Here is a 12,061-nt window from a genome sequence, read left to right on the forward strand (position 1 = left end):
TTGAGGCTGTCGCCAGCGTCATGCTGGCGGTCTGACAAAGGAGAATCCGATGCAGTATTGCCCGCAATGCAAAGCCAGCCTGAAGAACACCATCATTGACGAATTCAATCGCCTCGCTTGTGAAGACGACTGCGGTTACGTCTTCTGGGATAACCCCACACCCGTGGTGGCGGTGGTGGTGGAAACGCCGCAGGGCGTGGTGCTGGCGCACAACAAGGCTTGGCCGCAAGGCCGCTTCAGTGTGATTACCGGTTTTCTTGAGCGCGGTGAACACCCGCAGTTGTGTGCATTGCGGGAAACCGCCGAAGAGCTGGGGTTGCAGGCGCAACAGGCGCAGTTTATTGGCTTTGAGGTGTTTGATGGCGTTGGCACCTCCGGGGATATATTTAACCAGCTGATCATCGGCTTTCACGTGTATGCCGAAGGTGACATCGTGCTCGATGACAACGAGCTGGACGACTACAAGATCATACCGCTGGACAGCCTGAAGGGTTGGTCGTCGGCCACCGGGCGTATCGTGAGCCAGTGGTTGCAGCAACGCTCAGCGGCCGTAGATGATTGATCGCGTGCGTGGCTAAGCGAGTGCATGGTTCATCGAGGCATGGCTCATCAAGGTCAGGACCGCAGCGCTTAGGCCTTAGTGCTTAGGCCGCAGTAAGAACTAATTTCTACCCCAAGCTGGTCAGTCTGCGTTGAAATGGCACTAAGCTCTCCTGCACAGCATTGAGACTCTTTAAGGACGAACCCACATGAGCTATCAAAGCATCAATCCGGCCACCGGCGAATGTGAGTGGCAACAACCCTACCTTGATGAACAGTCGTTAGAAGAGCGACTGCAAGCTTTGCCAGCAGCGAATCGTCAGTGGTCGGCGCTCAGCGTCAGCCAGCGCGGCGCCTATCTCATGGCGTTGGCGCAGCAGCTGCGACTGCAGCAATCTTCGTTGGCGGGCATCATGACCGCAGAGATGGGCAAAAAAACCTCTGAAGCGGAGGCCGAAATCGAAAAATCGGCGCAGGTGTGTGAGTACTATGCCAAACAGGCGTTAGACATGCTCGCCCCTGAGTCACTGCCCGCCAGCCCCAGTGATGCGTATCTGCACTTTGAACCGATTGGTACCGTGCTGGCGATCATGCCGTGGAATTTTCCTATTTGGCAGGTGATGCGCTGTGCTGCGCCGACCTTGATGGCGGGCAACACCTTGGCGCTGAAGCACGCGGAAAATGTGCCCCGCTGTGCCGACATGCTGCAAACCTTGTTTGTTGAGGCGGGTTTTCCCGAGGCGGTGTTCAGCAACCTGTTTATCGATAACGAAACCTGCGCACAAGTGATTGCCGACGATCGCATCGCAGCGGTGACGTTAACCGGCAGTGAGCGCGCTGGGCGTTCCGTGGCTGCCAGTGCTGGCAAGGCGCTAAAAAAGAGCGTGCTGGAACTCGGTGGCTCGGATGCGTTTGTGGTACTCGACGGCGCCGATGTTGAGCAAGCCGCCACCACGGCGGTGAAGTCGCGCTTTATGAATGCTGGCCAAGTGTGCATCGCGGCCAAGCGTTTTATTCTTCATCCCAAGGTGGCGGATGCCTTTATCGCCGCCTTTGTTCAACACGCCAAATCATTGCAACTGGCGCCCATGGCGCGCCGCGATTTACGCGATCAGCTGCAACAGCAAGTGGACGACAGTGTGGCCGCCGGTGCAACCAGGCTGCTCGGTGGTTATGCGGGCAGTGGCTACGCCGACTACCCGGCAACCGTGCTCGATCAGGTGCCGACCGGTTGCCCGGCCTATGAACAGGAGCTGTTTGGCCCAGTGGCGGCGATGATTCGTGCCCAGGATGATCAAGACGCGGTACGCATCGCCAATGCCACGCGTTTTGGCCTCGGCGCCAGTGTTTGGGGGCCGGAGCAAGAGGCAAGGGCGATGGCGCATCACATCGTCGCCGGTTGTGTGGTGGTTAATGGCATGGTGCGCAGCGACCAGCGCTTGCCCTTTGGTGGGACCAAGCAGTCCGGTTATGGCCGTGAGCTGGCGCAATACGGCATGCGCGAATTCACCAATATGAAAACCTTAATCATTGACCGCTGAGCCACCAAGCTCTGATTGCTCCCAACGGGGCACTTGCCTGTCGAAAGAGTGCATAACAGCGCACTTCGGGCGCGCCGTCGGGAGCAATGTCAAGTCAGACAGCAACCGCCTGCAAACTCCACTGTGACTGACACGGCCAATCCCCTATAGTGGCGCCGTTCAACTGTGACAGAGGCTTTTAGTGGAGACATCAACTGCAAAACACACCCTGCTGGAAGACATCATCGCCATGATTACGGGCAGTTTGTTCGTGGTATTGGGGCTGGTATTTTTTAAAGCGGGTGGCTTTCTGACTGGCGGTATCGTCGGCCTATCGCTGGTGGTATCAAAGTTAACCACCAGCGTGAGCTTTGGTCAGATTTTGTTTGTGATTAACGTGCCGTTCTACTGGCTGGCATTCAAACGCATGGGCAAACGCTTCACCTTTAACACGTTTTTGGCCGTTGCGGCGGTGTCGGTGATGAGCGATTACTCCCATAGGGTGATTCAGCTACCGCATGTAGAGCCGGTATTGGCCGCCATTTTGGGCGGCTCGTTGGTGGGGGTTGGCATGCTGGTGCTGTTTCGCCACAACGCCAGCCTCGGAGGCATTGGGATTTTGTGCCTGTACCTGCAAGACCGTTATGGTTGGAATGCTGGACGCATTCAAATGTTGCTGGATGCCTGCATTGTGGGCATCGGGTTCTTTCTGGTATCACCGTGGATTTTGGCGCTGTCGGTTTTGGGTGCCGCAGCACTGAACGTGGTGATTGCGATGAACCATAAACCCGGCCGCTATCAGATCACCTGATCGGCCAGCATCAGCCAGCTGCTACATTGCCAGCAGCTGGCTGATCATCTTGCGGACATCTCACTAAACTATTTCAGAACACCTCGCCTGCAACTCGGCCCCGCTGCAACATAAATATCCATTTTGCTAATTTGCTATTTCGTTGCTGTCTGTTTTTAACTCTCACTCTGATGCTTTTTGGCCAACCTGGGCGGTAGCCAAATCTAACTACCACTACTCGCTGTTGTTAAACAGTGCTGGAAGAGGTGTTCAGTAAAATGTGCTCAATAAGCGCGCTGACATTTCTTGTGAACGACAAAGAGCTCAACCTGTAGGTCACACTCAAAAAGGCATGCAGAGTCTAAACAGCCACTGGTTAGGAAAAGGCGCGCTGCTATTCAAGCCAGCCTAGCAACGCATCAGAACAGCAACGCAGTCGCGGCGAACTAATTGAAGTTCTGACTACAAACACCAGTACATGCGACAACTTGATGGGTAATGGTGAAAAGGCACAATTGATAGGTTTGCCGCAGTAAAGGCGGTACTCTGGTGGTTGTGAAAGCTAGGGTGATAGTAGTCAGCTAGGTCCTAGCAAGCTGAGATACGATCCGTGTTGGGTACGCTCTGGTTAAACGGCCAGCTAAGTGAAGATGGCCACTCAATGGTGGCTAGCTCGTTATTGAATTATATGTAGAGCACTGTAAATGATTGAAGCATCGATTACGAAAGAACAATGTGAAAAAAGTCTTCCAGGCCTTGAGGTTGGTATCGACAGGCACTTAAAGGCTGAAGGCAAAAAGTTGCCATTTTTTGGAAGGTTCTGCTCTAGGATGGTTGATGGTTATGCGGACTATTTAGCATGCTATTGCTATGAGAGTGAGCAGGTTTTGTCATTCTATGCCGCTCGACGACTTCAGCAGTTCTATCTTGGTCTTTATCAGTCATCCTTGCATCATGGTGAAGCAATGGCGTTTGAGCTTGATGATCAAACTCATACTGTCTATGGGGATGCGCGCAGTGCGAATACAACGCCCTATAACTATTCATTTGCATTGATAACCAGCTGGATAACACGAAACAGCACAGCCCAAGACTATCTAGTTGGCTGCGATCTAGATCAAGTGATAGAAGCCAACCGTACTTTTGATACCGTAGTGTCTGATTTTTCTCGGCTATATAGAGCGCTACATTTACAGCAAGATGTGCGTGACGATTTGCTGATGGCAATAAATAGCCCAAGTACGTTAGAAGGCGGTAATGTTTGGGAAGAGGTCGTCAGAGACCTGTATATTCCACAACTGGATGTCATTGCTACGATTGCTTTCGCTGAAGGTGAGCAGCGTTTTAATCAGGCTATTGAAAATGCCCTGTTAAAGCATCAGCATCACTACAACGCCTATCCGGATTCAGCGGTGCCAAAAACGGCCATTTCAGTTCCATTAATGGGCCTGGCAGCCTTGGCCTACGACCGCTTGGGTTATCGCGTGACCGTCGAAAACCGTTATATCCCCCAGTGGCTGGTGGAACATCAGTATTGGTCCCAATTGCCGCCGTTGGCCGACGACAGCTTGCGGCTTAATTTTCCTGTACGGACTCGTAACCCTTTGGAGAAATAATATGAGCATAATGCAACGTTTTCCTAACTATTTCGCCGACTGCTGGTACGGTGAAAGCCGCTCGCCTGAGCAGCTGGATGCTGAGTTGGTTAGCGAGCGCTTGACCGCGCTGAACTCGGCTGATGATGAGCTGGCATTATTAAATAGCGTTAGCCTCGAAGAGCAGATGCAGCACATTAATTTATATCTGCACTACATGCTAAAAGCCGAAAGCCCAACGCTGATTTTGCAGCAACTAGCCCCTACGGTGTACGAGCTGTACAAGCTCAATATTCAGCGCTTTAACCCCAATAAAGACGCCGTGGCCGAGTATTTAACCCGCCATCTAAACGACATCGCAGCGGGTTTAAACGAAATAAACCGCGAGTTTGTCAGTTACCATAGACGCCAGGCAGGTAAATAGGGCACGTGGTATGCAGGCGTTCCCGATAGGGGCAGGTTTGCGAAGCCAGGAGTTTGATTATCCTGAGAATACATGTCGGTGGGACTAAGGTTTGATCGATAGTCGTGCCATGTCCATTTATCTTGCCTACTTTGATTAGAAGCTGTTTCACAACTTCTTTAGCACGATCATCATGCAGGCGGCGTGAAAGAAGGCTCGATACATTGAGAGCTTTCTTTCCCATCGAACCACTAATCGCCGATAATTTCCAAGCCAAGCAAAAGTGCGCTCTACTTTCCAGCGACGGTCGTACCTTCTCAGCTTTCTACCATCTTGCAGCGGCGCTTTTCTCCTGTTTCGACGATGTGGACAAATGAGATCAACGCCCCGTTTCTTTAACGCCATTCGCAGAGGATCAGAGTCTGCCGCTTTATCGTAAATCAAACGCTTCACCTTGCTCTTGCCATAGGAAACATTTAACAAAGCCTCAATCAGATTGACCTCCGCCGGTGACGCTGAGCCAAGTGTCAGCCCGATTGGAATGCCTTCGCCATCGACGACTATCATCCACTTCGACCCCTTACCACGCTTGGTTTTTCCAACACCGAGGCCCCTTTTTTTGCGGGTGCAAAACTACCATCAGAAAACGATTCTTCCCAATTTAACCGCGACTGTTGATCCAGAACGCGAAGAAGCTTACGCCAGGCTTTGACCCATGCACCTTGCTCTTCCCAGTACTGAAGGCGGCGCCAGCAGGTACTCGGTGAAGGATAGCGCTCGGGTAGATCACGCCAGCGCGCACCTGAACGTAAGACCCATAAAATGCCCTCGAAACAGGCTCGATTGCTGATAGGTTTGGGACCCCCTTTGCCACGAGGCAGGCTGGGTAAACAAGGCTCAATGTGTGCCCACTGTTGGTCGGTCAGTTCTGAGGTTGAACGTTTCATGGTGGAGGAGTTGAAGCTGATAGTTTTGATTATTATATCGGACTGAAGGTTATGAAACAGCTTCTAGTAGAATTAGTTGCCAGCGATACCAGCCGCCATACCCTGACCATTAAAGAAATCGACGCGCAGAAATTGCCGCCTAAGCCTAAGTTTTTTGCTGCTCGTGAAACCATCGAAGGCATTGATACCGATGGCAATGGCGTACGCGATGAAGTGGAACATGGTTTATATGAACTCTATGGAGAGAATCATCAGCTGTTTCGAGCCAGTTATTGGACTGCTTATCAGTATCAATCTCTTTTAATTTCTGCTGATGAAAAAGATTTGATCAAGCAGGGGCAGAATGATCGCGAGTTTATGATTTTAACTTCCTGCTTTACATTATATTCAGGAGCAGGAATATACGAGACCGGTGACTATTCTTCAGAGATCAAAGCCTTGGTTGTCAATACCCCAGAAAGAAAAACAGCCCTTGGTCGCGCTAATGTTTGGCTTGGAAAACAAAGGCGTAGGGCTGTGATGGCTTCAAAAGAGGAATGTGAGCAGTATGACTTCTAGCCGATTGTGAATTATACGCTTTGGTCTTTTCAGTGTGGAAATTGGCTGCTGAATAGTTGCTGCTGGTGATGTTTTTATCTCGCGCCGGAAAAACTCTGCCCAGCTAATTCGCTCTAAGCTTGCTGGCGCGATACAGGGGCGTAGCTTTGCAGCTTAGTTTGGTAGTCAGACTATGAATGCTCTCATTACCCGCTAATAGCACTCAGGCACAATTCGCTAACTGTACTTAGGCACAATCCGCTAATTGCAGCTCCTGCTGCAGCTGGTTAATCCACTCACTGATGCGTTGATCTGTCAGCTCCATTTGCTGGTCTTCATCCAGCCCTAATCCAACAAAATGTTGGCCATCCTCGGTCAGTGCTTTGGAGGCTTCAAAATCAAAACCGACGGTGGAGTAGTGGCCAATAATATTGGCGCCGCGATCGCGTACCGCATCGTGCAACATCCCCAGAGCATCGAGAAAGTAATGGCCATAGCCAAACTGGTCGCCTAGGCCGAATAACGCGACGGTTTTACCGGCAAAGCTCATGTCTTCCAATAATGGCCAGAACTCTTCCCAGTCGGCCTGCAGGCCACCAAAATCCCAGGTGGGAATGCCCAGTATTAATAAGTCATAATTTTGCATGTGCTCGGGCGAACAGTTGGCGACATCAAATACATCGACGGCGGCCCACTCAATGCGCTCTTGCAGTTTAAAGGCGACTTCTTCTGTATTGCCGGTGTCTGTACCGTAAATCAAACCGATGCGTGGCATAACGTCCTCGACTGTGTGCGCTGTTATGTGACTAGCTGTCTGAATAACTGTTTAAGTTGCTGTCTGAGTTAAATGCGTCCTTGCACACCCTCAGTCCCATTCGGTGTGCCCGCGAGGGAGAACTTTTCTCCGCGGGCTGAGTTATTGGTGTCGGCTACACCAGATGCCGCGAGATCACTGCAAAGTCGCGCAAAATCACATGCAAACGCTGGCCACAGCGCGGGTCATGTTGGCCTCTGGGCAAATGTCGCAGGGCAAAAAATGGTTGGTATAGCGCTTCGAGGCAGGCCGCTCGCCAGGGGGTGCTGGCCTTTAGGTCCAGCCCGGTATCGCGCAGTGCTCGGTACATTCGATGCAGCCAGCTTTCTTGCAATGCCCACAATTCACGTTGGCCAGCGCGGCAGGCCAGCTCCAGGCCTTGATCCAGGTAGGCATCCAGCCACTGTTGATGAACGGTGTCGCCACGAAACTGGCGAATACGCTGTTCAAGCTGTTCAAAGCGCTGTTGTGGGCTATCTGAGGCTTGTGCTTGTGGCTTTCTATCGGCGCGTTGAGTAGGCGCAGCCAGCGGAAAGGTCAGAATATTTGCAGTCGGCGATTGAGCAGCCATGAGAGTATCCCCGTAACGAATGAGAATACATTATTGAGAATCATTATCGTTTGCAAGAAAAAAATCTATCGATCGCTGAAATACGTCATCGGTATGAGCTGGCGGCACGGCAGTAAGCGGTATAGGCACAGATTTAATAGAGGCAGACTCGGCCCACGATCATGCTCAAGCCGCAGTGTTTGAGTGTTTGAGTTTCTACATCAGCACAAGTTGTCTGCGCTGGCGCGATGCCAGCATGGATGGTCACGGGTTGGAGTTGGAACGAGTGCCGCACTGGATGGCAGAAGTGGACAGCACGGCAGCATAGAGAGCTGCCATGCAGACGGAGGAGCGCGGTTTTAGCGCCACACCAATGGCTTTTCTTCGCCTCGAATCAGTTTGATCCAGCCGGAATCGTCCTCTTGCTCGCCTTCTTGCCAGCCAGCGGCAGAGCAGCGTACTTCAATTTGCAGTGCGGCATGCGCTTGGCGAGCACAGTCGAGATCGTTGGCCCACGGAGTGCGGTTTTGCTTAAACCACAAACTGGCGAAGTTTTTTTCCGCCTGCGGGTTAAGAAAGATGTCCATCTGCCCCTGGTCGGTATCAGCGCGCCAATGGCAACGCTCGCCTTGCTGCAAGGTTTGCAGTTGCGGAAAACACGTCTTCAGCCATTGCTCGATGGCACTGCTGTCGGGTTTGAGCAAATAGATTTCCAGGTCGGGGAAGCGTTCAGTCATTTTTTTCCATCATCCGCAGTACACGTAACAGAGCCAGGGCCAAGTAGCCGAGCAGGGCCACGGCACCGCCCACAGTGGCGAGCAGCAGACCCAACAGCACCAGCAATTCTTGCAGCAGCGATGGCAATAGCCAGCGATTGGCCATCACCACCATGCCCATGCCAGCAAAAAACGCACAGGCGCCGATGACAAACAAGCGCAAATTCGCGCGGTCCTGATAGGCACGTCGTCGCAACCAGCTTCGCCAGCTCATGGTGCTCCTGCAGCTCATTGTTGAGAGTTTGGGCAAGCATACCAGAGGCGCTAGAGCGGCACCTCTTTACATTAAACTTATTGCTAATGATTATCGTTTGTGTAGGATTGCGTCGCGACTGAGAATTATTCGTAATTGGTGTGGTGCATGAAAGGTGTTACTTGGCGTCTCTGGCCGTTGGCTGTCGCGGCCGTTATTGCTTTGCCAACGCAGGCCGACGATGCCTTTAACTTGAGCCATGTGGTGGTGACTGCCAGTCGGCAAGAGCAACCGTTGGCCGACACGCCAGTGCGCACGCAACTGCTCGATCGCGCCACCATTCAACGCTTACATGCCACCGATATTCGCGATGCGTTGCGCGTGATTCCTGGCATTCAGCTGCGTGAGATACACGGTAAAACCGGTGAAGAAGTCTACATGCAGGGGTTCAACGGCGATCGTGTATTGATTCTGGTGGACGGCATGCCGGTATCGGCAACCACGGGCTCAACAGTGGATGTGTCGCAGCTGTCGGCGCTGGACATCGACCATATCGAAGTCATCCCAGGTGCGGCCTCGGCCTTGTACGGCAGCGCCGCCATGGGCGGGGTAGTGAACATCATTACCCGCCAACCGCAAGGCAACTTTACTCGTTTGCGCGCCGATGTCGGCAGCTATGGTGAGCGCCAAGTCGAGCAGCAAGATTGGCCCGGCGAGCGCCATCTGGCGCTGTCTTCAGGCTGGCGCCTGGGCAGCGTGGACACGCGCCTTAGCGGCGATTGGCGCCAATCCGATGGTTACGATCTGAACGACGATACCTACAGCACCGATGGTTACGCTGGCACCAAAGCCAACATAGGGGTAGCACTGCTGCAGCGCGGCGATGATGGCTACTGGGGCCTGAATCTGGATCACTTTTTCGAAGACAGCGAACTGCGTCGTTACACCAAAGGCGGCGCCCATGGCAGTAAACAAGAGGAGTTAAGCCGCTGGCGTGCCAGCGCTGAGCTGGAGCAAGCATTGGCGGGGGGCTTGTGGGCGCTAACCGCGTTGCATGAGCGGCAAAACGACCAAGCTGATCAACTCAATAACGACGCCAGCATGCCAGCGGGCAACCTGCTGCGCGACACCGATTACCAACAGCACAAGCTCTCTAACCAGTGGAGCTACACACCCAGCAGCTGGGGCGGAGGTTTGGCCAATGTGGTGATGGGTGTGGAGTGGTTTGGCGAGCAAATCGAGCAGCACAAGCGGCAGATCAGCCTCACCGACAGCGCTGGCGATAACGCCACGGTCACCCCTTTGGCGTCGGGTTTGTATCGCATCGATGTCAATGAAGTGCCGCTGGAGCGGCGCCACAATACCGAAGCGTTTGCACAGCTGACGTTGCCCACCAGCCACTGGATGGAATGGTCGCCTGGGGTGCGTTTCCAGCACGACAGTGACTTTGGCGGCCACAGCAGCGTCAACTTGGCGGCACGCAGCCACATCGAGTTGGGCGACTGGCAGTTGCAATGGCGCAACTCCATTGGCACCGGCTACCGGGTGCCGAACCTGAAGAACCGCTATTACCTGTTTGATCACAGCATCAACGGCTACATGGTGCTGGGCAACGCCGAGTTAGAGCCGGAACAGTCGCGCAGCATTCAGACCTCCCTCAGTCTGACCGACGGACGTCGCTGGCAGCTGGAACTGTCGGCATTTCACAACCAAATACGCGACTTGATCGAAGCCGACGACACCGGCGAGCGCATCGACCAAGGTCAGGTGGCGATTTACCAGTACCGCAATTACGCCCGCGCACTGACTCGTGGGTTGGAGCTGTCGACCCAGCAACAACTGTGGGCGTTTCTGCAGCAGCGCTTGTCCTATGGCTTTTTGGACGCCCGTGACTTAAGCACCGACTTACCGCTGATTAACCGCGCCCGTCATCACATCAAAGGCATGTGGCTATTCGACATTGCCAACGCCTGGCAATTGACCCTGACCGCCGATTGGCAGCGCGGCCTCTACACCACCGTCAATGAGGCGTATCAGGCGCAATCACCAGCGCTGTTGCGTTGGGATGTAAAAGGCGAATACCAGTTTTCTGAACAGTTCCGCTTGTACGGCGGCATCAACAACCTCACGGATAGCGTGCGAGACCCGGGCGAGCCGGCGGATCGTCGCCCGGTGTATGGGCGTAAGCCTTACCTCGGCGTATCCCTGACATTCTAAGGAGCGACTCATGCAACAGACTCACCTTTCTCCACGTTTGAGCTGGCTGGCGGTAATAGCCGCAGGCCTGATCCTGAGCGGTTGTGGCAGCGATGACAGCAGCAGTAGCAATGCCGCGCCGGGCGACACTGCTGGCGGTGACACCAGTGATGGTGACCAAACCGACGGCGGCAGCCCAAGCACAGATGCTTATCAGGTTGCGCGCATTAATGCCGCCAGCTACGACAGTTGGGCGTATTTCGATTTGCTGCAGGGCAAGCAGGTGAGCGAGCAAGACACCTGGCACCTGGCGCTGCAACGCACTCAGATCAAACTTAATGGCGGGGTGTCTGGCGCTGGCGATGTCGCCGGTGCATTGCTAGACGAACAAGCCGAGTTTTACCTCGATGGCGACGCTAGCAGCTCGGTGTTCACCAACGCCGTGGCCGATACCGAAGCGCAAGCCCTGACGGCCAGTTATGACCTCAGCGAGCTGCAGTGGTCGAGCGATCGTTACAGCACGGCGATGCAAGATTGGTACGTGTACAACCCCACCACACATCAAATCAGCGCGCCGCAACAAAGCGGTTGGCTGGTGCGCCATGCCGACGGAGCAACCTACTCCAAAGTCGCGATTACCGACCTAAGCTACGGCGCCATTAGCTTGAGTTACCACACTCAGGCGGCGGTGACGCAGCAGTTTGCGGGTGAGCAACAGACGCTGACGGCAACGCTGGAAGAGGGCAGCAGTGAGCGCTGCATCGATTTTGACAGCGCCGCGGCGGTGGATTGCAGCAGTGCAGATTGGGAATGGCGTTTTGAAATTGACCTGGCCAAACGCGCCATCAATTTATGGAGCAACGGCGGCGTGCACGGCGATGGTAATGCCGCGGCATTTGGACCGATCACTGCCGAACAGCTGTCCAGTTACACCAGCGCCACGCAGATAAACGGCCAAGATTTTAGCCGTCACTACAGTACCGACAGTAGCAACAGCGTCTTTAGCGAACACAGCTGGTACGCCTACAACCTCACAGGCGAGCACAAGTTATGGCCGAACTTCCGCACCTATGCCATCAGCCTCGACAAAGACGATGCCAATGCCCCGGTATTCGCCTTGCAGGTGAGCAACTACTACAGCTTGGGCGATTCCGGCAGCCCTGAGCTGCGTTTCCGTCAGATCAATCAGGGAGAATAAAT

Annotated in this window: 13 protein-coding genes and 1 pseudogene; 8 read left to right on the top strand and 6 right to left on the bottom strand. The window is 53.8% G+C overall.

Features of this window, described 5'->3' with window-relative positions; genetic code table 11:
* The first annotated feature begins 49 nt into the window (after positions 1-49).
* The 5 genes from CHH28_RS06285 (at position 50) to CHH28_RS06305 (ending at position 4,869) form a co-directional block, all read left to right on the top strand.
* Positions 50-562, top strand: a complete 513-nt coding sequence (locus tag CHH28_RS06285) for an NUDIX domain-containing protein (RefSeq protein WP_094059510.1) — start codon at positions 50-52, stop codon at positions 560-562.
* 187 nt (positions 563-749) lie between these two features.
* Complete coding sequence (locus tag CHH28_RS06290; protein ID WP_094059511.1) at positions 750-2,081, top strand: NAD-dependent succinate-semialdehyde dehydrogenase; 1,332 nt, start codon at positions 750-752, stop codon at positions 2,079-2,081.
* 181 nt (positions 2,082-2,262) lie between these two features.
* Positions 2,263-2,871 carry a YitT family protein gene (locus tag CHH28_RS06295; RefSeq protein ID WP_233243769.1) on the top strand — a complete coding sequence of 203 codons (609 nt, stop codon included), beginning with the start codon at positions 2,263-2,265 and terminating at the stop codon, positions 2,869-2,871.
* Positions 2,872-3,554: 683 nt separating this feature from the next.
* Entirely contained in the window at positions 3,555-4,466 is a 912-nt protein-coding gene (locus CHH28_RS06300; protein WP_094059512.1) for an Imm49 family immunity protein, read from the top strand.
* A 1-nt stretch (position 4,467) separates the two neighbouring features.
* Positions 4,468-4,869, top strand: coding sequence for a hypothetical protein (locus CHH28_RS06305; protein ID WP_094059513.1), 402 nt, complete (start codon positions 4,468-4,470; stop codon positions 4,867-4,869).
* Between the two features lie 147 nt (positions 4,870-5,016).
* Here CHH28_RS06305 and CHH28_RS06310 read toward each other — a convergent pair.
* Positions 5,017-5,445, bottom strand: a pseudogene (locus CHH28_RS06310) (IS5 family transposase); the annotation flags it as partial.
* Entirely contained in the window at positions 5,412-5,795 is a 384-nt protein-coding gene (locus tag CHH28_RS20550; RefSeq protein ID WP_094058567.1) for a transposase, read from the bottom strand. The pseudogene CHH28_RS06310 and the gene CHH28_RS20550, both read right to left, overlap by 34 nt.
* Before the next feature lie 51 nt (positions 5,796-5,846).
* Between CHH28_RS20550 and CHH28_RS06320 the strand changes: the two genes are divergently transcribed.
* The gene (locus CHH28_RS06320; protein ID WP_094059514.1) at positions 5,847-6,353 is read left to right on the top strand and encodes a hypothetical protein; all 507 of its coding nucleotides are present in this window, start codon (positions 5,847-5,849) and stop codon (positions 6,351-6,353) included.
* 226 nt (positions 6,354-6,579) lie between these two features.
* On the opposite strand, the gene CHH28_RS06325 is transcribed toward CHH28_RS06320, so the two are convergent.
* From CHH28_RS06325 to CHH28_RS06340, 4 genes are all read right to left on the bottom strand, one after another.
* On the bottom strand, positions 6,580-7,107 hold the full coding sequence (locus CHH28_RS06325) for a flavodoxin (protein WP_094059515.1): 528 nt from the start codon (positions 7,105-7,107) through the stop codon (positions 6,580-6,582).
* 154 nt (positions 7,108-7,261) lie between these two features.
* On the bottom strand, positions 7,262-7,717 hold the full coding sequence (locus CHH28_RS06330) for a hypothetical protein (RefSeq protein WP_094059516.1): 456 nt from the start codon (positions 7,715-7,717) through the stop codon (positions 7,262-7,264).
* Positions 7,718-8,055: 338 nt separating this feature from the next.
* Positions 8,056-8,433, bottom strand: a complete 378-nt coding sequence (locus CHH28_RS06335) for a hypothetical protein (protein ID WP_094059517.1) — start codon at positions 8,431-8,433, stop codon at positions 8,056-8,058.
* Positions 8,426-8,686 carry a hypothetical protein gene (locus CHH28_RS06340; protein ID WP_094059518.1) on the bottom strand — a complete coding sequence of 87 codons (261 nt, stop codon included), beginning with the start codon at positions 8,684-8,686 and terminating at the stop codon, positions 8,426-8,428. Before CHH28_RS06340 ends, CHH28_RS06335 begins: the two co-directional genes overlap by 8 nt.
* Before the next feature lie 147 nt (positions 8,687-8,833).
* Here CHH28_RS06340 and CHH28_RS06345 point away from each other — a divergent pair, with 147 nt between their 5' ends.
* Both CHH28_RS06345 and CHH28_RS06350 read left to right on the top strand, forming a co-directional pair.
* Positions 8,834-10,882: a TonB-dependent receptor plug domain-containing protein gene (locus CHH28_RS06345; protein WP_094059519.1), complete on the top strand. Its 2,049-nt coding sequence runs from the start codon at positions 8,834-8,836 to the stop codon at positions 10,880-10,882.
* A gap of 10 nt (positions 10,883-10,892) precedes the next feature.
* Entirely contained in the window at positions 10,893-12,059 is a 1,167-nt protein-coding gene (locus tag CHH28_RS06350) for an HmuY family protein (protein WP_094059520.1), read from the top strand.
* The last annotated feature ends 2 nt before the right edge of the window (positions 12,060-12,061 follow it).

The sequence above is a fragment of the Bacterioplanes sanyensis genome, assembly GCF_002237535.1.
Classification (GTDB): Bacteria; Pseudomonadota; Gammaproteobacteria; order Pseudomonadales; family Oceanobacteraceae; genus Bacterioplanes; species Bacterioplanes sanyensis_A.

Excerpts from the sequence above, each read along its gene's own strand:
- CHH28_RS06285 (WP_094059510.1), top strand. The coding sequence starts at position 50 with ATGCAGTATTGCCCGCAATGCAAAGCCAGCCTGAAGAACACCATCATT.
- CHH28_RS06335 (WP_094059517.1), bottom strand. The coding sequence starts at position 8,433 with ATGACTGAACGCTTCCCCGACCTGGAAATCTATTTGCTCAAACCCGAC.
- CHH28_RS06345 (WP_094059519.1), top strand. The coding sequence starts at position 8,834 with ATGAAAGGTGTTACTTGGCGTCTCTGGCCGTTGGCTGTCGCGGCCGTT.
- CHH28_RS06305 (WP_094059513.1), top strand. The coding sequence starts at position 4,468 with ATGAGCATAATGCAACGTTTTCCTAACTATTTCGCCGACTGCTGGTAC.
- CHH28_RS06290 (WP_094059511.1), top strand. The coding sequence starts at position 750 with ATGAGCTATCAAAGCATCAATCCGGCCACCGGCGAATGTGAGTGGCAA.
- CHH28_RS06300 (WP_094059512.1), top strand. The coding sequence starts at position 3,555 with ATGATTGAAGCATCGATTACGAAAGAACAATGTGAAAAAAGTCTTCCA.
- CHH28_RS06330 (WP_094059516.1), bottom strand. The coding sequence starts at position 7,717 with ATGGCTGCTCAATCGCCGACTGCAAATATTCTGACCTTTCCGCTGGCT.
- CHH28_RS06350 (WP_094059520.1), top strand. The coding sequence starts at position 10,893 with ATGCAACAGACTCACCTTTCTCCACGTTTGAGCTGGCTGGCGGTAATA.
- CHH28_RS06340 (WP_094059518.1), bottom strand. The coding sequence starts at position 8,686 with ATGAGCTGGCGAAGCTGGTTGCGACGACGTGCCTATCAGGACCGCGCG.
- CHH28_RS06325 (WP_094059515.1), bottom strand. The coding sequence starts at position 7,107 with ATGCCACGCATCGGTTTGATTTACGGTACAGACACCGGCAATACAGAA.
- CHH28_RS20550 (WP_094058567.1), bottom strand. The coding sequence starts at position 5,795 with ATGAAACGTTCAACCTCAGAACTGACCGACCAACAGTGGGCACACATT.
- CHH28_RS06320 (WP_094059514.1), top strand. The coding sequence starts at position 5,847 with ATGAAACAGCTTCTAGTAGAATTAGTTGCCAGCGATACCAGCCGCCAT.